Annotated in this window: 22 protein-coding genes; 20 read left to right on the forward strand and 2 right to left on the reverse strand. The window is 27.4% G+C overall.

The window, feature by feature from the left end:
* On the forward strand, nucleotides 1–819 hold an 819-nt coding region (locus T324_RS18160; protein WP_028330677.1), incomplete at its 5' end, for a hypothetical protein.
* Nucleotides 820–858: 39 nt separating this feature from the next.
* On the opposite strand, the gene pyrR is transcribed toward T324_RS18160, so the two are convergent.
* Nucleotides 859–1,389: a bifunctional pyr operon transcriptional regulator/uracil phosphoribosyltransferase PyrR gene (gene pyrR / locus T324_RS0113145; protein ID WP_028330678.1), complete on the reverse strand. Its 531-nt coding sequence runs from the start codon at nucleotides 1,387–1,389 to the stop codon at nucleotides 859–861.
* A gap of 232 nt (nucleotides 1,390–1,621) precedes the next feature.
* Here pyrR and T324_RS0113150 point away from each other — a divergent pair, with 232 nt between their 5' ends.
* The 18 genes from T324_RS0113150 (at nucleotide 1,622) to T324_RS0113240 (ending at nucleotide 18,663) form a co-directional block, all read left to right on the forward strand.
* Nucleotides 1,622–2,170, forward strand: coding sequence for a flagellar basal body-associated FliL family protein (locus T324_RS0113150; protein WP_028330679.1), 549 nt, complete (start codon nucleotides 1,622–1,624; stop codon nucleotides 2,168–2,170).
* A 46-nt stretch (nucleotides 2,171–2,216) separates the two neighbouring features.
* The gene (gene fliM, locus T324_RS0113155; protein WP_028330680.1) at nucleotides 2,217–3,248 is read left to right on the forward strand and encodes a flagellar motor switch protein FliM; all 1,032 of its coding nucleotides are present in this window, start codon (nucleotides 2,217–2,219) and stop codon (nucleotides 3,246–3,248) included.
* Between the two features lie 4 nt (nucleotides 3,249–3,252).
* A complete protein-coding gene (gene fliN, locus T324_RS0113160; RefSeq protein WP_028330681.1) occupies nucleotides 3,253–4,329 on the forward strand; it encodes a flagellar motor switch protein FliN in 1,077 nt (358 codons plus the stop codon).
* A 157-nt stretch (nucleotides 4,330–4,486) separates the two neighbouring features.
* Nucleotides 4,487–4,831 carry a flagellar motor switch protein FliN gene (gene fliN / locus T324_RS0113165; RefSeq protein WP_028330682.1) on the forward strand — a complete coding sequence of 115 codons (345 nt, stop codon included), beginning with the start codon at nucleotides 4,487–4,489 and terminating at the stop codon, nucleotides 4,829–4,831.
* Between the two features lie 137 nt (nucleotides 4,832–4,968).
* Entirely contained in the window at nucleotides 4,969–5,916 is a 948-nt protein-coding gene (locus T324_RS0113170; RefSeq protein WP_028330683.1) for an N-acetylmuramoyl-L-alanine amidase family protein, read from the forward strand.
* Nucleotides 5,917–5,970: 54 nt separating this feature from the next.
* On the forward strand, nucleotides 5,971–6,885 hold the full coding sequence (locus T324_RS0113175; RefSeq protein ID WP_028330684.1) for a peptidoglycan DD-metalloendopeptidase family protein: 915 nt from the start codon (nucleotides 5,971–5,973) through the stop codon (nucleotides 6,883–6,885).
* Nucleotides 6,872–7,099, forward strand: coding sequence for an AtpZ/AtpI family protein (locus T324_RS0113180; protein ID WP_028330685.1), 228 nt, complete (start codon nucleotides 6,872–6,874; stop codon nucleotides 7,097–7,099). Before T324_RS0113175 ends, T324_RS0113180 begins: the two co-directional genes overlap by 14 nt.
* A gap of 12 nt (nucleotides 7,100–7,111) precedes the next feature.
* Nucleotides 7,112–8,311 (forward strand): nicotinate phosphoribosyltransferase, encoded by a 1,200-nt coding sequence (gene pncB / locus T324_RS0113185; RefSeq protein ID WP_028330686.1) that lies wholly within the window; start codon nucleotides 7,112–7,114, stop codon nucleotides 8,309–8,311.
* Between the two features lie 595 nt (nucleotides 8,312–8,906).
* A complete protein-coding gene (gene hslV / locus T324_RS0113195) occupies nucleotides 8,907–9,437 on the forward strand; it encodes an ATP-dependent protease subunit HslV (RefSeq protein ID WP_028330688.1) in 531 nt (176 codons plus the stop codon).
* Nucleotides 9,438–9,439: 2 nt separating this feature from the next.
* Nucleotides 9,440–10,801, forward strand: coding sequence for an ATP-dependent protease ATPase subunit HslU (gene hslU, locus T324_RS0113200; protein WP_028330689.1), 1,362 nt, complete (start codon nucleotides 9,440–9,442; stop codon nucleotides 10,799–10,801).
* Nucleotides 10,802–10,883: 82 nt separating this feature from the next.
* Nucleotides 10,884–11,348, forward strand: a complete 465-nt coding sequence (locus T324_RS0113205) for a bacteriohemerythrin (protein ID WP_028330690.1) — start codon at nucleotides 10,884–10,886, stop codon at nucleotides 11,346–11,348.
* Between the two features lie 84 nt (nucleotides 11,349–11,432).
* Nucleotides 11,433–13,700 (forward strand): apolipoprotein N-acyltransferase, encoded by a 2,268-nt coding sequence (gene lnt / locus T324_RS0113210; RefSeq protein ID WP_028330691.1) that lies wholly within the window; start codon nucleotides 11,433–11,435, stop codon nucleotides 13,698–13,700.
* Between the two features lie 15 nt (nucleotides 13,701–13,715).
* Entirely contained in the window at nucleotides 13,716–14,888 is a 1,173-nt protein-coding gene (locus tag T324_RS0113215; RefSeq protein ID WP_028330692.1) for a chemotaxis protein CheB, read from the forward strand.
* Complete coding sequence (locus T324_RS0113220) at nucleotides 14,885–15,370, forward strand: hypothetical protein (RefSeq protein WP_028330693.1); 486 nt, start codon at nucleotides 14,885–14,887, stop codon at nucleotides 15,368–15,370. The genes T324_RS0113215 and T324_RS0113220 overlap by 4 nt, the downstream gene beginning before the upstream one ends.
* A gap of 20 nt (nucleotides 15,371–15,390) precedes the next feature.
* On the forward strand, nucleotides 15,391–15,804 hold the full coding sequence (locus tag T324_RS0113225) for a hypothetical protein (protein ID WP_028330694.1): 414 nt from the start codon (nucleotides 15,391–15,393) through the stop codon (nucleotides 15,802–15,804).
* Nucleotides 15,805–15,894: 90 nt separating this feature from the next.
* Entirely contained in the window at nucleotides 15,895–16,749 is an 855-nt protein-coding gene (gene ispE / locus T324_RS0113230) for a 4-(cytidine 5'-diphospho)-2-C-methyl-D-erythritol kinase (protein ID WP_028330695.1), read from the forward strand.
* 63 nt (nucleotides 16,750–16,812) lie between these two features.
* Nucleotides 16,813–17,817 carry a hypothetical protein gene (locus T324_RS0113235; RefSeq protein ID WP_028330696.1) on the forward strand — a complete coding sequence of 335 codons (1,005 nt, stop codon included), beginning with the start codon at nucleotides 16,813–16,815 and terminating at the stop codon, nucleotides 17,815–17,817.
* A 12-nt stretch (nucleotides 17,818–17,829) separates the two neighbouring features.
* Nucleotides 17,830–18,663 carry a hypothetical protein gene (locus T324_RS0113240; RefSeq protein ID WP_028330697.1) on the forward strand — a complete coding sequence of 278 codons (834 nt, stop codon included), beginning with the start codon at nucleotides 17,830–17,832 and terminating at the stop codon, nucleotides 18,661–18,663.
* Between the two features lie 8 nt (nucleotides 18,664–18,671).
* Here the strand turns inward: T324_RS0113240 and T324_RS0113245 are convergent, their stop codons facing one another.
* Nucleotides 18,672–19,754 (reverse strand): mannose-1-phosphate guanylyltransferase, encoded by a 1,083-nt coding sequence (locus T324_RS0113245; RefSeq protein ID WP_028330698.1) that lies wholly within the window; start codon nucleotides 19,752–19,754, stop codon nucleotides 18,672–18,674.
* A 417-nt stretch (nucleotides 19,755–20,171) separates the two neighbouring features.
* Here T324_RS0113245 and T324_RS0113250 point away from each other — a divergent pair, with 417 nt between their 5' ends.
* Entirely contained in the window at nucleotides 20,172–20,780 is a 609-nt protein-coding gene (locus T324_RS0113250) for a response regulator (protein ID WP_028330699.1), read from the forward strand.
* Nucleotides 20,781–20,782 lie beyond the last annotated feature (2 nt).

Raw genomic sequence — 20,782 nt, forward strand, 5'->3', positions numbered from 1 at the left:
TTGAATAAAGAATCAGGTGCAGAAGTAATAGATGAAAGTAAATCAGAATCTCCAACAGTTGAAGAAAGTACTTCATATAGCGATGCAGAACAATTAGAAGATGATATATTAGATGATGAAGAAAAATCTATGTATCAGGATTATTTGAATAAATTTGAGAATGATGTAAGCGAACAAGAATTAGAAGACCTTGTATATATTAATAATGTTCAGATTGATGAAATAAAAGATAGTGATCTAAGTGCATTAGAAAATATAATGATTGGCAGTGATGAAAATGATGGAATTGAACTAATTCATATATCTAATAATGATAAAGTAAATGAAAATAATAACGAAGAAGATAATAACACTAAAAATAAATCTTTAGAATCTTTTGATTCTATGGATGAGCTTTTAAATAAGGAGACTAATATGTCTGAAGAAAGAGAATTAGATACTATTGAGAAAGATGGTTTGGATAGCAATATGTCAGTTGATGAGGAGTTCACTTTGGTAGATGATGATAATGAGCCTATACTTGAAGAAAAAGAGAAACATGAAGCTTCCGATGATGAAGATTTTGATGGAGAAATTACTCAATCAGATTTAGATTATGCAATAAAATTATTTGAGTCAGAAGAGGAAAGTGGTCATGTTAATGAATATAGTTCAAGACCAGATGTTTTACTATCAGAAAGTGAAATAAATAAATTTAAGAAATTATTTGGATATTTCAAAAATATTGTGGAAAAGATGCCGCCTGAAGATTTAAATGCTTTCTCTAAAACAGAGTTTTATGATATGTATTCATCTTTATTTAGAAAATTTGGTGAGTAAACTAAAAAAGGGCTTTTTTAAAGCCCTTTTTTAATTATTTTAATTAGCTTTATCTTTTAATAATACTAAATCTTCACCTTCTAACTCTTTAACTCTTACAGATACATATTGATCTTGAGGAACATTAAGAGCAAGTCCAACATAATTAGCAGATACAGGTAATTCTCTTCCGAATCTATCTACTAAAACAAGTAAAGACACTTTTTTAGGTCTTCCATAATCAAATAAAGCATTTAAGGCAGCCCTTATTGTTCTTCCAGTATAAAGTACGTCATCAACAAGCAGTACAGTTTTTCCAGTAATATCAAAAGGTATATCGGTTTCTTTAATCTCAGGAAACTCTGAGAGAGAAGATAAATCATCTCTATAAAGATTTATATCTATTGCTCCTATAGGTATGTCTATATTAACTTTTTCCTGCAAAAGTTTTTTTAATCTTATACCTAGGAAATCTCCTCTTCTTCTTATTCCAACAATAACAAGCTTTTCAATATCCTCTTTTTCTATAATTTCAGCTGCTAATCTAGGAAGCACTTTTTGATATTCTTCAGCCTTTAATAAAACTCTCATTTTGCTTTCTCCTTGTAAATGAAATACTTAAGAAATTATAACGATTAAAAGTAAAAAAATCAATATAATTATTTTTTTACTTTTGTATAAAAAATATGTTAAGTGTTTTTGTACTTTACCGATATTATATATAAGGACAGTAAAAAAAGTTAAAGTTAACATAAGAGTTGATAATTTTATTTTACTGTTATATAATTGAAAATAAACATATTAATTTAAGAGAGGAAATTATATGGCAGACGAAGAAAACTTAGACTTAGAAGAAGGCGAAGAAGAAGAGGAACAAGCTGAAGCTACGCCAAAGAAAAAATTTGGTTTAAGCCCTATGATTGTCAAAATACTTATGGGAGTTGCTGCCATTTTAGTTGTGGCTTTAATATCTGGGCTTATAGCATTTTTTGTTTCAAAGAGTGTGGGAAGAGCTGCAGGAGTTCAAGGTGGGGTAGTTGATGACATGGTAAAACAGCCACCTCCAACATATTTTGCAGTTACTCCAGAGTTCAATGTAAATACAGCTGATATGGATGTAGCAAGATATGTAAGAGTTAGTATTATATTAACATATACTACTAATGTTAAACAGCTTGCGGTGGAACTTCCAGAGAGAGTTTACATGATAAGAGATAGAATAACTACTATACTTAGTTCTTATACTTATAATCAATTGCGAACTAATGAAGGTAGAGAACAGTTAAAAGCTGATATTAAACGAGAGATTAATAGTATGCTTAGAAATGGTCAAATAGATGGTATATTATTTGATAACTTCTTATTAAGCTAATGCTACTAATGCTAATGGAAAAAATTTATAAGAGAAGGATACTTGTATGACAGAAGTATTGTCACAAAGCGAAATAGATGCGTTACTAAGTGCTATATCATCTGGAGAAAGTTTAGATAATATTGATACTAAGCGTGTAGAAGTAGAACATAGAAAAATAAAGATATATGACTTCAAACGTCCTGATAAGTTTTCAAAAGACCAAATTAGAACGCTTCAAATGATGCATGAAAACTTCGCACGTGTTACTACAACTTCATTATCAGCACAATTAAGAACATTAGTAGGTATTCACGTAGCAAGCGTAGACCAGCTTACTTATGAAGAGTTTATAAGAAGTGTTAGTAATCCTTCTACTTTGGCTATTGTTAGTATGGACCCTTTAAAAGGTAGCTCTATATTAGAGATTGACCCATCTATCACTTTTACTATTATTGATAGATTATTTGGGGGACCTGGTGAAAGCCCTAAGAACTTAAATAGAGAGTTAACAGATATTGAGTTATCAGTTATGGAAGGTATTATAGTAAGAATACTTGGTAACTTAAGAGAGGCTTGGTCGCAGGTAATAGATTTAAGACCGCGTTTAGGTTCTATAGAAACTAACCCTCAGTTTGCTCAAATGGTTAGTCCTAATGACATGGTTGTTTTAATTACTTTGGAAACTAAAGTAGCTGATGTTGAAGGTATGATGAATTTTTGTATACCTTATATTACTATTGAGCCTATACTATCTAAGTTTTCAGCTCAATATTGGTATGCATCTATTAGAAGAGGAAGCAGTAGTGAGAATTTGAAAATTATTAAAGAAAAATTACAAAATATATTCGTTGAAACTTCAGCGGAACTTGGATCTATGCAATTGCCGCTATCAGACATTCTCAATCTTCAGAAAGGTGATGTTGTTAAGTTTACTGATACTAAGATTACAGATCCTGTCATATTTAAGATAGGAAATAGAAAGAAATTCTTATGTCGTCCTGGTATATCAGGTAGCAGAATGGCTGTACAGCTTACAGGTGTTATGGATGGTGAGGCTGATATAACCGAAGACGATTTATTAAAAGAGGAGGATTAAGGTTATGATGAGTGATGGTGCATTATCTCAAGATGAAATAGAAGCTTTGTTGAAAGGTGCTGATGATGCTTTTGGCGGCAGTGATGCTTCAGCTGGAAACAGCGGCTCAACAGTAGATAAACAGCTTTTTAATGAAGCTGCAAAATTGATAGCTGAGAATCAAGCTTTTTCATTATCTTCTATTTCTACAAAAACTGCGTCTATTACTAATATTACGACTACAGTTGGAGATGTGAATAACTTGCATCAAATGCTATCAGGTAAGATGATAGAGGCTAAAGTTGGATATACAGGCTCTATTAGCGGAAATGTTTATTACTTCATGGGAGAAAATGAGGCTTTAGCTGTTGCTTCTCTTATGATGGGACAAAAAGAAGCTGCTTTAAATGATATGGTAGCACAAGTATTAAAAGAAGCTTTTTCCCAAATGGTTGGGGTTTCTGATAGTGCTTTATCTTCAAGATTTGGAGGAAGTTTTACTAATTCACCTATAGAGACTTCTATATTAGAAGATGCTTTTGGTATTAATATACCTGGACCTTTGGCAATAGTTAGCGGTAATTTATCTATTGAAGGAGAGATAGACAATGCTCCTTATGTATTTGCTTTAGAACTTCCACTATTACAAAGCCTCTTAAGTTCAGCTTCTAGCAGTGCTGCTTCATTTTCAGCTCCTGCTTCTTCTGCTGGAAATGCTGCTTCAAGCAATAGTTCTATGGGTGGACTTGTTGATAATCAAGCTTTTGATTCAGGTCCTCAATTAGGTGTACAGCATGCTGAATTTAACTCTTTAATGTCTGCTTCTGATGTTCAGGGTACCGGCAATATAGGTCTGCTCATGGATGTAACTATGAACATGACTGTAGAGTTAGGAAGAGCTACTATGACTATTAGAGATATATTAGGACTTGGTGAAGGTTCTATTATAGAGCTTCAAAAATTGGCTGGTGAACCTGTGGATTTGCTTGTTAATGGTAAGTTAATAGCTAAGGGTGAGGTTGTAGTAATAGATGAAAACTTCGGTGTTCGTGTTACTGATATCATAAATCCTATGGATAGACTTACTAATAAACCTAGATAAGTTAAAAATAAGTACCAATATAATAAAAGCGGGGAATTTATTCCTCGCTTTTTTATTTTTATAATTGAAATTATCTAAATAAACGTATATAATTGTACATATAGAAATACCAAAAGTTTTTGCATTTTTTTAAATATATAAAGTAAGAAGTGAAATAATGAGTGATAAAAAACAAGAGAATGAATCTAAAGTTAATGCTACGCCTTCTAGTAACATTAGTTTACTTATGGATGTTTCTATTAATGTTACAGTAGAGCTTGGAAGAGCACGTTTAAGTATACGTGAAATATTGGAGCTTGGTGAAGGTTCTATTATAGAGCTTCAGAAATTAGCAGGTGAACCTGTGGATTTGCTTGTTAATGGTAAGTTAATAGCTAGAGGTGAGGTTGTAGTAATAGATGAGTGCTTTGGTGTTCGCATAACAGATATTATGAATTCTACAGATATATTAGTGGAAAATATTTCTAAAACTGATACTTCAAATAATAAAAAAAATAAATAATTCATATTGTTTATAATAAATTTTAAATTATCAAACTTTATAGCTTGTATTAATAAATTATTATTTCTAATAAGTAACTAAAAAATATTTTATATATTATAACTAATTTAATAATAAATATTTACGATAATATAACTATGAATAATAAGAATCGTTTTATAATTTTTTCAGTTGTTATTATCGTTTTAATAATAGTATCTTTTTCATCACTTATAGTTACGGCTAATACTAGAGCATCTGAAACTATAGTTAGAGATAGCGAAGTAAAACAGGATAATTTACAAAATAATGAAATTAACACTCTTAATCCAGAGAATAGAAAAATAAGAATACTAATAGATCCTGGACATAATGCAGCAACAAAAGGTGCATTAGGTTCATTGGGATATGAATATTATATGACTTTGAGAGTAGGCAGAGAATTAGCTAAAATACTTTCTGAAGATAGCAGATTTGAATATTTTTTGAGTAGGGATGGTGCTTATTACAGCAGGCCTATTAAAGAATATATGACAAATAATTATGAAAAACTTTTAGGTATATATAATACAAAAGTAGAAGATCAATATAGAAATGGTAATTTAACTAGATATCAAACATTAGAATTATATGCTATAAGACATTATGCTATAGATAATAATTTTGATTTATTAATTAGTTTGCATTTTGATTATATGCCTTATATAAGCAGAAGAAGAAAAACTTCAGGTTTCCATGTTATAGTTAGCCCTTATAATAGAGAATTTGCAGCTTCTATGCAGGTAGCTCAGAGAGTATCTAAAAGAATGCAGGAGGAATATAATATTTCACCTATTATAGGACATGATGTGGTGCTTCCTGATTCTGTATGGAAATTTTATGATAAAGATGAATTAATTGATGATGGTATATCTTTAAGAGGTTTAATTGTTATAGGGGATGCATTTGAACATACTTACAATAAGCAGGAAATGAAAAAAGATGTTCCTTCTATTATGATAGAATCTGCTTTTATACATGAAGCTAAATTTGGAAGTACAAAAGAGATAAAAGAATTGGCTAATCAAATATATAAAGCATTAGTTGATATCTATACTACGACTTGATAAATATTATATATTTTGTTAAAATGGTTGTAAAAGTATAGGTAGAATTATTTTATGTCTGAAGTTTATAAAATAAAAAAGAAGAAAAATCATAAGAAATATTTTAATAAAAACGAATCTTCATTTTCTTTATTTTTAAAAAAAATAGGTAAATTCTTAACGCATAAGATTTACTTTATGTTTATACCTCACTCCAAAAAGAAAACTAGAACTCTATCAATTTCAATATATGCTTTGATTATCATAATACTTTTAGTTTCTATAGCATTGCTTTCTACTTTTTCATTTCTAACCAAAAATACTATAATGGCGAGCAAAACAGAAATATTGAGCGGAAGCTATCAGGATAAATTAAGAGAAATAAATTCATTTGAGGAAATATTTAATTCTGTTGTTACAAATGATTATTACAGAACAGACATGTCTAATGTGGCTAGAAAATTAAATATAGAGAATTCTAATATTGATTTTAATAGTAGTAATTATGCTGATAATATTCTTCTTTTGAATTCAAGATCTGAGGAATTGGAGAAAATAAGGGGATATTTGGATGAATTAAAAGCTAATGTATCTTCAAAAAATAATTCTTTAGAATCCATACCATCTATACTTCCTATAGACTCCAGATATGCCGTTATATCAAGACCATATCAGGATGGTTCAGTTATATCTAAAGGCGTTGGTTTTGAAACTATTGCTGGTACTTTAATAAGAGCTACTGCTTCCGGAACAGTTAATGATATTTCTTATGATAAAGATACAGGATTTACTATAACTATTTATCATAGATTCGGTATTATAACAAGATATAAGGGACTTGCTACATCTTTGGTATCTGAAAATATGGATGTAGGAAAGGGTGAGATTTTAGGTAATGCTAAGACAGGTGAATTTGAATATGAATTAAGATTAGCTACAGAATATGTTAACCCTTTAATATTTACTACTTTAGATTATGAAGATAACTGATAATAAAAAATTGCAAAATGGAATCAAATATGCAGCACTTGGCGCTGAATTTGGAAGTATGGTATTAGGTTTAGCTTTTGTAGGACATTATGCAGATAAATATTTTGGAAGCCGGCCTTTATTTACTATAATAGGTATATTTGTTGGTTTTGTTTCTGGTATTTATAGATTATATAAAATATCAAAAACTTTTGACAGGATTAATAAAGATTAAAAGGAATTTTAAATGGAGCCTATAATAATTAGTTTATTGGATACGGATTTATATAAATTTACTATGCAGCAATGTGCTTTAAGACAATTTTCTGATGTTTGGGTGCGTTATGTTTTTAAAAGCAGGAATATATTAGAATGGACTAAAGATATGCATGAAGAATTTTTAGCCCAAATAAAGCATTTCTGTAATTTAACTTTTAAAAAAGATGAATTGGATTATTTGTCATCATTAAGATTTATAAAGAAAGATTTTATAGAATTTTTAAAGTTATATAGGCCATTAGAAGAACATATAAGGGCATTATTTGATAATAATAAATTAACAGTAGAAATAGAAGGTCCATGGTATCAAACTATTCTTTGGGAAATACCTGTGCTTGCTATGATTAGTGAAATTTATTATAAGCATACTGTTTGTAAAGATGATAACGGAGAGAAAGCATATAAACAGGCAGAAATTAATTTAAATAGTAAATTAAAATATATTCTTCTTCCAATGCATAGCCATGATAATGGATTTAAATTTTCTGAATTTGGAACAAGGAGAAGATTTTCATTTAAATGGCAGGATAAAGTTATTGGTATTCTTAAAAAAACTCTTCCTGCTTCATGCCTAGTTGGTACAAGTAATGTATATTTCGCTTATAAATATAATTTGCTTGCTGTTGGAACGAATGCTCATGAATATTATCAAGTAGGTCAGGCTTTAGATAAAGTAAGACTTGCTGAAAGTCAAAAGTTTATGCTGCAGTCTTGGGTAAATGAATATAGAGGCGATTTAGGTATAGCATTATCCGATACACTAGGTACCGATAAATTTTTGAAAGATTTTGATTTATATTTTGCTAAACTTTATGATGGAATAAGACATGATTCAGGAGATCCTATAGTTTGGGGATATAAAGTTATAGAACATTATAAGAAATTGAGAATAAGTCCTAAAACAAAGACTCTACTTTTTAGCGATAGTTTGAATTTTGAAAAAGCATATAAAATATATAAAGAGTTTAAAGATGAAACCAATGTTACATTTGGTATAGGTACTTTTATTATGAATGATTTTGAGCCTGTAGCTAAACCTCTTAATATTGTTATGAAACTTCAAAGTGTAAATGGAAAACCTGTTGCTAAGCTGTCTGATGATGAAGGTAAAACTATTTGCGAAGATGAGGAGTTTTTGCATTATCTTAGAATAGTAGCTAATGAGTAGTAAAATTATAAAATAATATTTGTATTATAAGCGAATATATAATACTAAATAAACAATAATAAAACCGAATATAATAGAAAATATATTTGAATAAAAAATTTTACTGATTGAAATAATTGTAAGCTGTAAGTTTTCATTTGATTTATTTTTACAGTTTCATTTAATATTTCTATGGATTTATTATAATATCTCATAAAATAATATGTTATACCTAAAATGTTTGTAGAATTTTCTATATAAATAATAATTTGATATATTTCCATAAATTCATTTCTTTTTTATATTTTCAAAATAAGGAATATGAAGTTCTATTTAAAAAGCTCTTTTATCAGATATTTTATATTTAAGTTTTAATTGATTTAATATTTTTCTATTATCATCATTGATTTTTCGTTTATATTAGCATCTTTACAAAAATTAAGATATTATATCTCTTTATCAGTTAAGAAAATTATAATTATTTTTATCATAATTCATATTGTTATTTCTAAATAAAACATATAATTGGATTATAATAAATTAAAAATTTATTTGCAATAGAAATCAATATATAATACAATATAAGATAATATATTAATTGAGAGGAATAACGAATATGTTTAAAGGCACTACAATTTGTGCTGTAAGCAGAAATGGAGTTACAGCTATAGCAGGTGATGGACAGGTTACGTTAGGAGAAACTGTAATGAAGCCAAATGCGGTTAAACTTAGAAAATTGTATGGTGGTAAAGTTGTGTCTGGCTTTGCGGGTTCTACTGCTGATGCTTTTACATTATTTGAGAAATTTGAAAAAAGACTACAAGAGTTTTCTGGAGATTTAACTAGAGCTGCTGTTGAGCTTGCACGCGAATGGAGAACTGATAAGATGCTTAGAAATTTACAAGCTCTTATTATAGTAGCAAGTAAAGATAAAATGCTTTTACTTTCCGGAAACGGCGATGTTATAGAAAGTGAGAATAACATATTAGCTATAGGAAGTGGGGGGCAGTATGCTAAAGCAGCAGCTATTGCTTTAACTGAGAATACAGATTTGTCAGCTCCAGATATAGCAAGAAAATCACTTGAAATAGCTTCTAAAATATGTATATATACTAATAGTAATATTTCTTTGGAGGTACTTGAATAAATATGTCATTTGATGCGAAATTAGAGAGTGAACTTACACCTAGAAAAATAGTAGAAGCTTTAGATCAGTATATAATAGGTCAAACAGAGGCTAAGCGTTCTGTTGCTATAGCTTTAAGAAATAGATACAGAAGACGTCATTTACCGGAGGATTTAAAAGATGAAGTTGCTCCGAAAAATATTATACTTATAGGACCTACTGGGGTTGGTAAAACTGAAATAGCGAGAAGACTTGCTAAATTGGTAAATGCTCCTTTTATTAAAGTTGAGGCTACTAAATATACAGAGGTTGGTTATGTCGGCAGAGATGTTGAGAGTATGGTTAGAGATTTAGTTAATGTTGCCATATTTGATTTAAAAACTGCTATGATGAAAGAAGTAGAGAAAGAGGCTACAGATATAGCTTTGGATAAATTAGCAAAATTGTTACTTCCATCTGTAAAAAAAGAAGATTCAGAAAATTTATCTGAAGAGGAAATGGAAAAAAAGAAAAATGCCAAGGAGCAGATAAAAAAACGTATAGCTAATGGTGATTTTGATGAAAGTTATGTTGAGATAAAAATAACAGGCGGTCAAAATAGAATGTTTGGTATAATACCAGGCATGGGATTTGAAGAAAGTGATATGATTCAATCTATGGTTGGCAGTATTATGCCTCCAAATAAGAAGCATAAGCGCCTTAGAGTAAAAGAGGCTAAAAAATATCTTATTAATGAGGCTTCTGAATCTTTAATAGATATGGAAAAAATCACATCAGATGCTTTAAGTCTTACTGAAAATATGGGTATAATATTCCTTGATGAAATAGATAAAATTGCAAGCGGAAATAAAACTGACAGTGCTGATGTTGCTCGTCATGGAGTACAAAGAGATTTACTTCCTATAGTGGAAGGAACTACTGTTAATACTAGATATGGCCCTATAAAAACAGATCATATATTATTTATTGCTGCGGGTGCTTTTCATATTAATAAACCTTCTGATTTGATACCAGAACTTCAAGGAAGATTTCCTATAAGGGTTGAGCTTAAGGCTTTATCTAAGGATGATTTTAAGGATATACTTGTTAATCCTAAAAATGCTATAACTAAGCAGTATCAGGAACTTCTTAAAACAGAAGGAGTAACTATAGAATTTGAAGACGCTGCTTTAGAGGCTATAGCTGATATGGCTTATAATATTAATACTAATGTTGAGAATATAGGAGCTAGAAGACTTTATACTATAATGGAAAAAGTCTTTGAAGAAATTTCTTTTAGTGCGGATGAACATAAGGGTGAATTTATTAAAATAAATGCCGATAATATAAAAGATGCTATGAAAGATATTGAGGATAACAGGGATATTAGCAGATATATATTATAATAGTGTTTTTTTATATAAGTAGACTTTTTGTAAATTTTTTATAAAATTTAAATTGTAAATAAAAAATTTAAAGGGGACTGAGATGGATAATAATAACAATAATAATGAGCAACAAGAATCATCGGTTTTTATTAAATGGGTGCCTCTGTATGAAACTAGACATAAACTTATAGATAGTCAGCATAAAGAATTAGTAAATATTGTTAATGAACTTTACACTGCAACAGTAGATAACAATGCAAATGCTAATGAAGCATTTATAAAAGCTATTAAAAAGTGTATAGATTATACTCAATATCATTTTAAAACAGAAGAAAAAATAATGGATCTTATTAATTATTCTGATGCTGAGAATCATAAGGCTATGCATAAAAGTTTCTATTTGGAGATAGTTGACCATATTAGGAAATATGAAGAAGGTCAGCCTTTTGTTGCCAATAAATTCATTAAATTTTTAAAAGATTGGCTTTTGGAACATATAGGATTCCAAGATAAAAAATTTGTAAATGAAATTAAAGAAGCTTTAAAGAAAAAAGAAGGTCATTAATTTATTTTACTTGTATTTTATAAACTATATAAAGTCTATACTTTTTAAAATAGTAATCTATAAAATGTTTTAGGAAATTTAGTTGTGTCTAGGAATAATTCGTATACTGTTGGTGTAATTATATTAAGTATTGTTAGTGCTGTACTTCTATCTTTGTCTTTTCCGCCCCTTAATTTATTTCCCGTATCATTTATAGCACTTGTCCCTTTAAATATTATAATTTATAAGTCTGATAAACTTAGATATTATATAATATCAGCATCTATATTTGTAGTTGTATTTTTTGGTTATCTCCTGTTATGGGTAACTTCTTTTATGTTAAAAGAGACAGAAGCAATAGTTTCTTTTTTAACCTTATTTACTATACTTTTTTTAATTACTTTTCTTTTTTATTTTCCAGCAATGTTATTAAGCAGTTTTATTTCTAAAAGAATGCCTAAATTTAGATTTTTAGCTGTAGCTGCAACTTTTACATTTATGGAATATATGAGAAATGTAGGGTATTTAGGTTTTCCATGGGGTATTATAGGATATTCTCAATGGAATTTTTCTTTGTTTATACAATCTGCTGATATATTTGGGGTATTGGGAATTAGCTTTTTTATATATTTAAGTAATGCTTTAATAGCACATTATTTAGTAATGTATGTTGAGAAGCCTAAATATAAAAGACCTTATATTCCAGCTTTAATTTTTATTGGTTCATTTTTACTTATCATAATTTATGGAGCTATAAGAATTAATGTAGAAGAGTCTAAAAGAACTTTACAGCCTAAAACTAAGATGGCATTAATACAAAAATCTTTTGACCCTAATATTTATTGGAACAGTATATATACAGGAGAACCTTATAGAAAAGGCTCTAAAGGAATACAAGGTTTTGCAGAAAAATTCTTATTAAAACCTGAGAAATTTAAAAGTGAAGAGAAACCAGATGGAGTAACACAAAATGGTACTATATCTGTTAAAAGAATAGCAGAACTTGCAAGAGATGCCTCTCTTTCAAAACCTTCATTAATAGTATATCCTGAATCTGTTACATTGGATTCTTATGGTTTTTATATATCAGAGTACAAAGAAATTTTTGACTATGGTTTGGCATCAAATTCTATGTATCCTGGTGTATTCAATACATATATACTTTATGATATGATCAGATATACTCAAACTTACCATTTACTTGGAACAACTATTATTAAAGAAGATACTAATGAGGATGCTTATAATCCATATAAATATTATAATGGCATGGAATTTATTAATGATAGAGGAAATGTTATTGGAGAATATTCAAAAATAAAATTAGTTCCAGGCGGGGAATCATATCCTTTTCAAGATAATGAATTTCTGCTTAATACCTTCCCATTTAAAAATATTATTAATTTTATGTATTCTCAATTTGATAAAGCAGGTGCAAATAGATGGGATAGAGGAAGAAGTTTAACAGTATTTAATCATCCTAATGGTTATACTTTCTCAGGCGTTATATGTTTTGAGAGTGCTTTTGGAAATTTTGTAAGGAAATTTGTTTATGATGGGGCTCAGACTTTAGCTGTTATTACAGAAGATGCTTGGTCTTATAGTGATGAATCCTTACTTCAGCATTTTTATATGTCAATATTTAGAGCTATAGAAAATAGAAGAGATATTGTACATAATGGAAATTCAGGGGTGACAGGTCATATATCAAGTACAGGAAAAATAATTTCTACTCTTCCTTTTTGGAAACCTGATTATATGATAGCCAATGTAGCTTTAAATAGTGATATAACAATATATACAAGATTTGGTGAATGGTTTGTATATCTTTGTTTTATATGTATATGTGTTTTATTATTCTTTGCTACTACTAAAAGTATATCAGAATTAAAAGAAATTATTAAACAGCGTTTATTTAATAAAGAAGCTAAAGAAGAAAAACAGGAGGCTGTTGTTATAATACCTTCTGGAAAAAAAGTTGATGATTATATCAATAGCGATACTTTTGATGAATTACCTAGTTTAGATGACATAGAAGATTCTGTATCAAAAGATAAAATTGATAATAAAAAAGTTATAGAAGATAAAGAAGCACCTAGTAAAGAAAAAGTTATAGCAAAAAAAGAGATTCTTAAAAAAGATAATGCAGAAAATGATAAAAAGATAATAGATGTATTTTCTGAAAGTAGTTTAAATGTTGATTATAGTAAAGAGATTTCTGATATAATTGAAGATTCTAATAAGGATTATAATATATTTGATGATAGTAAATTTACATCTGATATTTATTCTACTTTGAGTACTATTATAGAAGAAAATGAAGAAAATATTAGTAAAAATAATACTAAAAAAAATAATAGTACTAAAAAATAATAATAAAGGGTGTTTATGTTGAGTTCCATTAAGGTACTTATAGCTGAAGATTCTAAAGTAACTGCAGAAATGCTTAATAATATTTTATCAAGTCATTATAGAATAGATGTTGTTGGTACAGTTAATAATGGTATAGATGCGTATAGAAATATAATTTCCACTAAGCCTGATTTTCTTGTTATGGAAATAGATTTGCCTTTAATGGGTGGAATAGAACTTTTAAAATTATTAAAAAAAGAAAATATATCAATAAATATTTTAGTGATGACTTCTTTTAGTAAGAATAATGATTTGTCATCTAGAGCTTTAGATTTGGGGGCTTTAGATATAATTTATAAGCCTAAAAATATATCAGATGATTTTTTTAAAGAATCTGTATTAAATAGGATTATTGAGATAAGTAAAAGTAAATTAACTAATTTAGAATTTGATTTTGAAGTAAATTCTAATATTGAAATACCTTCAAATAATTCAAAAGAAATTATATATGCTTCTAAAGATCCGAATATTGCAAAATTTGATGACAATGTTAGAATACTGCCTTTTGATCAAAAAGGCGTAGCAACAGCCATATCTAAAGTATCAAAATTAGGATTTGAACCTCCTAAATTGGTAGCTATAGGCATATCAACAGGAGGTCCTAGAGCTCTTAGGATAATGCTGCCTAGTTTGCCTAAAGATTTTCCTATTCCAATACTTATATCCCAACATATACCTAAAGATTTTTCATCATCTCTTATATCTAGTTTGAAGGATATATCTAAAATAGAAATAAAGGAAGCTGTTTCTGATGAAGAGATACAGCCTTCTATAGTTTATATATCACCAGGTGATAAAAATATGGGTATATATTCTGATTCATCTGGAAAAATTAAAATAAGATTGTATACTGATTATGAAAATAAATTTATTTATACACCATCTGTAGATTATTTATTTGACACTATTAATGATACTTTAGTTAATAAATCTATAGCCATAGTTATGACAGGAATGGGCAATGATGGAACTCAAGGAATGATAAAATTATATAATAATAAAAATTTGTCTATAGCGCAGAGTAAAGAAACATGCACGGTTTATGGTATGCCTAGAAGTGTTATAGAGAATCAAGCGGTTCATTTAGTGCTTTCTCTTTATGATATAGCTGAATTTTTAGTACAATATGTGAGGTCTAAAAATATATGAAAAAAATACTTTTTTTAATGATGATATTATTTTTTATTTCTTGTGAGAAAGAATATAAGACTGATGGAGAATATAGTGCTTATGAATATGAAGCATATATTTCCAAATTAATTGCTAATAAAGATACTTTGGAGTTTACTTCAAATTTTATTCTTAGTTTGGATGAAAATATTGCTAATAATTTAAATGAAATGAATTTAATATATGAACTTACTCCTGGTAATATTATAGAATCTATAAAAAATAGAGGGGCTTTATATCAAAGAATTTTTTCTGATAATGATGATTCTCTTTGTAATTATTTGCCTAAAGACGGTGGATATTATGATGTTAATGTAACTTATAGGAAGTATAAGGGTATCATTGTGGCTCAAATTGAGTATCCATCTTTTAATAAGATATCTGAGAATTCTATAGAGTTAGTTGCCATTTATTTAAATAATAAGTGGAATCTCATTACTATTAATTTTTTGAATATTTAATTTTTTAGAGGAATTTTTAAATGAAAAGATTATTTGCGGCATTTATTATTATATTAATGTTTTTAGTATCATGTTTGGAAGATGCTGATACTTTAAGAAAAAAATCATTATTTGGATTTTATGATGATATGAAGCTTCAATTGCTTGATGATAATATTGATTGGATAAAAGATAATTCTGATATTGAAAATATAGATTCTATTAAGGATATATTGATAAATAATAAAGATTCTATAAAAAATCTTATATCATCTTCAAATGCAGAATATTCTGTTACTATAAATTATACTATAGGAGATAATACAAATCCTCATAGAGGATATTATATAATTAGGAATACAGAGTTTTCTCCTACTTATTATTATATTAGATTAGTTAATAAATCAACAAGTAAATGGAAGATTGAATCTATAGATAAATTACCTTTACAATAATATTTTGTTATTATTAAAAATGTTTCTATTGCATTAATTTTTTTAAAGTGTAGTATTATTTAATATAAATATTTACTTTAAGGAAAACTTATGCCTACAATAAAATCTCCTTGTAAAATTAATCTTTCTCTTGATATAACTTCTAAAAGAGATGACGGATACCATTTAATAGAATCACTTTTTCACACAGTTAATTTATATGATATTATAAATATTGAAAAGTCAAACGAATATAATATAACAACAAGCGGACAATTTGCATTGAAGGATGAAACAGAAGAGAATATTGTAACAAAAATATTTAATTATTTCAAAAACAATATTGGACTTAATGATAATTATTCTATACATATAGAAAAAAATATTCCTACCGGAGCTGGACTTGGAGGCGGTTCATCTGATGCAGCAAGTATTATAAAATTTTTTTTAAGCGAATTAGATATAGAAATAAATAATAGTTTAATAGAATCTTTTTCTAAATTCGGTGCCGATATTCCTTTTTTTATAAGAGGAGGATGTGCTTGGGTTTCTGGAATAGGGGAGAAAATAAAAAATTATGATTTTACTTTACCTTATAATATAATATTGTTGTATCCTAATATTCATGTTTCTACAAAGCTGGCATACTCAAAATTCAATAAATATGATTTCAGCAAATCAGATATTTTTGCTATAAAAAATATGCTTGATAATAAAGATTATGATTTTGAAAGTATAGTTTCCAATACATATAATATATTTGAGAAAAATGTTTTTAATATAGAGAAAAAAATAGAAGAAATAAAAATTGAAATGGAAAATATAATCAAGCGAAAAGTATCTATGAGCGGTTCTGGGTCTTCTCTTTTTGCTTTGTATAAAAATAATGATGAAAAAATAGAAGATGATTTTAATAGATTAAGGTCTGTTTTTAATGAAAATATTTATAAATTAAATTTAATATAGTATATCTATTTAATCTTTTTTATGATATAATCTAAAAAATATTTAAATAAATAAAAAAATTGTATGATAAAAAAAATAATAATAGCTATAATATTTATATATGCAGCTGTTTCTTATGCAGCTGTTTCTTATGCAGCTGTTTCTTCAAAACATTCATTATCTGTTTTAAACACAAGCAGTACAAGATCAAGAGGTATGATGGGGGCATCTTTCTTAATAGGAAATGATTCATCTGCTTTATTTTTAAATTCTGCTTCTTTGATGGGAGTTTTGAGAGATAGTATAAATTTAAATTATACTTTAACTCCTAATTTACAGAATGAGTATATATTCAATGCTTCTTATGCCCATATAGGTGCTTCTTATGCTGTAGGAGTTGGTTTTGCAGGAGAGGTAAATAAAATATATTCTTATGATAATTTAGGAATTAAAAAAAATGATATATATAATGGTTTGTATTTGATAAATATTGGAGCAGCTTATGCTATTAGCGACAGTTCTTTTATTGGTGGAAATATTAAGAGTGTTATAAATAATAGCGGAAAAGATAATAATTTTGGAATGTTTTTAGATTTATCATATATGCAGTCTCTTTTTACTCCTAATTTTAAATTAGGTGTTGGTGTTAGAAATTTCGGATTTTATGATAATGTATTCGGCAAAATAGATACAGATATAGTGGCTTCTTTAGCCTATAGTAAAAGCGATTCAAAATTTAATGTATCTGTACAGTATGCTATATCTGTTCCTTCTGTGAGCCATGAAATATCTGTAGGGCTTGAAGCTATGATTGTTGATTTTAATAAATTAGGATTATTCAAGAATAAGAATTCTGCATGGTATGATGATTTGCCTGAAAATATATTGGATGCTCCTAGTGCTATTCAGAAAAGATTATCAGCAAAACTTCCTAGCGGTATTTTAGCTAGAGTTGGAGTTGGAAATAAAGGTGCTTCTTTAGGTTTATCACTTTATTTGGATTTATTTAGACTTGATTATGCTATTGTTTTTGATAATTTTAGCAAAGATAATATATCACATGATTTTGGTTTAAGCTTCATGTTTTAAAGATTGATTATTATGGCTATTTGTAAACAGAAAATATCTAATACAGAAAACTGTGACAGAGAAGAATATAAAGATGGTTTATGCATTATACATCATAATAGTAATGATAAACCGGACGGGCTTTTCAGACGTATTATAAGAGATGATTTTTACAGAGGATTTTATAATTTCTCTTATATGATTAGCTATGAGGGATTTAATTTTGAAGGGTTAAAAGTTGATAAAGATATAAATTTGATATTTAAAAATTGTTCTTTCTTTGGTCCTTTTCAAATGAGAAACTTTGATTTAAAGGCTTCTTTAGATTTTACAGATTCTAATTTTGATTCTGGTATATTTATAACTATGTCTAATGTTCATAAAGAACTTATTTTAAAAAATTCTAATATAAATATTGATTTTAATTTTTCATTATCTGATTTCTTTTCTATAGATGTAGATAATATAACAGTAGATTGTAATTATAGTATGGCAAATTCTGATATACATGATAAACTTTCATTTAATCATATACATTTTAAGAATAATTTTAGCCTTCTTAATTCCAGTCTTCATGGAGATGCTAGTTTTGAAAATATAATTATAGAAGGTGATGCTGATTTTAGAAATATAATGTTCTATAAATCATTAAAATTTGAGAATGTTCAAATAAAAGGTAAAACTATACCATTTGAAATAGCAGATAACAAAAATATAGAGTTAAAAAATGTTGTTATGAATGGAATATTGATAGAAGATAATCAAAAAGAAAAGAAAGAAGAAGAAAAGAAAAAATTAAATCTTGAGAAAATAAAAGAAGCCAAAGATAAAATATACAAAGATTCTATTTTAAAAAATAAAAAATAAAATATTATTTATAGTAAATCTCTTTTATCTTTTAGTTCATCTTTTTCTCTTATATCCTTTAATATTTCCTTAATTTTTGAATCTTCATTATTAGGATAAATTAAAAATACACCATTAGAATGTACGATAGTTAGGTTATCTACTCCGTCTATTGCTACAAATGTATTGCTTTCATCATTTATTATGATATTATTATTTGCCTCTTTAGCATATACATTTCCAACAATTACATTGTTATTGCTGTCTTTGTCATGTATTCTTCCAAGTGCAGAGAAAGCTCCTAAATCATCCCAGAAAAAATGCGATTTTATACATATAATATTATCCAGTTTTTCCATTACAGATGAGTCAAAGGATATTTTGTCTATATTTTTGAATAATTCTATAATTTCATTATAATCTTTGTTATCTTTTAATGCTTCAAATGTTTTTAATACCTTATTATATGTATCAGGCATAAACTTTTTGATACTGCTTATAATATTATCAATATCCCAAATAAACATTCCGCTATTCCATAGATAATTTCCATCTTCTAAAAATTGTATTGCTTTTTCTAAATTTGGTTTTTCTAAAAATCTTTCTACGTTGTACTTGTCATCTTTTATATTATCTTTTAGTTTTATGTATCCGTAGCCAGTTTCAGCTCTATTAGGGGTAATCCCTACTATCACAATATTTTTTGTTTCTTTCGTTATACTTATTGCATCTTCGATATTTTTTATAAACATATCTTCATTTTTAATTATAGGGTCTGCAGGCAGTATTACAGCAATAGCATCCCCTAATTTTTCTTTTATAGTTAATATACCTAAAGTAATTGCAGCAGTTGTGTCTCTTCCCATAGGTTCATATATTATATTTTCTTTTTTAAAGTTAGGTATATATTTATCAAATGATTCTGAGTATCTTTTTCCAGTGATTATAAATATATGTTCTTCATCTGTTATTTTTAAAGCTCTGTCTATGGTCTGCTCTATTAATGATTTATTTTCTATTATATTTAAAAATTGTTTTGGTTTGTTTTCTCTACTTAAAGGCCATAGTCTTTCACCTATTCCGCCAGCCATTATAAGTACAGCTATATTCATTTTATTATTTCCTTTTTTATATTATTATATAATTACAATATATATTATATTCAAAAATTAATAAAAAACAACAAATATATTATTTTATATATAATATTTTTTATAAAAATAGAATAGTATATCACTAAAAATTGTTAGATATAGCTATATTTTATTTATTAAAATCAAACATTATAATTTTTATGTTTAACTGCTAGTATCTAAAAAATATTATTTACATTTCATACATTAAAGAAAAAAAAATATTTTTTTTGTAAAAAATGTAGTTCTTATAGAAACATAAGTAAATTTTGTTGTATTAATATAAAATATTCTTTAATATTTTTATTTGACAAAATTATGATTATGTATTAATCTTTATCTATAATGGGGATAAGTTAATTTTTTTTTATCAAAAATTTTATTTTGAGGAGTATTATGAATAATAGTGAGCAACTAATATATGATGATGACGATTTGTTGTCGCCTATAGATGCCGCGAAGATAATAGGTGTCTCTAGAACAACAGTTAATTATTGGGTCAGACATTACGGGTTAAAAGCGGATGTTACTCCGGGCAAGAGATATAAAATACGTTATGCCGATTTAAAAGCCTTTTTAGCCTTTAATAAGAAGGAGAAGAGAATAAAGTTAAAAAGGAAACGTTCTAAATACAAGCTTGCTATTATTGAACCCATGGAAATAACTAGGAAAAATTATGTTGATTGGCTTAGTACTGATTATGATGTTGTATGTGTATCTAATTTATTAAGCCCTCTTAAGGAATTAAAAAAAAATGCTCCTGATATAATCCTAATGGATATTAATTTGTCAGAAGACAAGGACTATTTTTATTTATTAGATGAAATAAAAAAAGAAATTTCTCTAAGGACTGCACTTATTATAATTATAACCAAAAAATACAATGAAGATGATGTTGTTAATGGGCTTGAAAAAGGAGCTTGTGATTATGTAAAAAAGCCTGTTGGACAGAATGAACTTAAAGCTAGGATAAAGAATGCTATTAGGTTTTATGTAGATGTATAAAC

It is taken from the genome of Brachyspira alvinipulli ATCC 51933, assembly GCF_000518245.1.
Classification (GTDB): Bacteria; Spirochaetota; Brachyspiria; order Brachyspirales; family Brachyspiraceae; genus Brachyspira; species Brachyspira alvinipulli.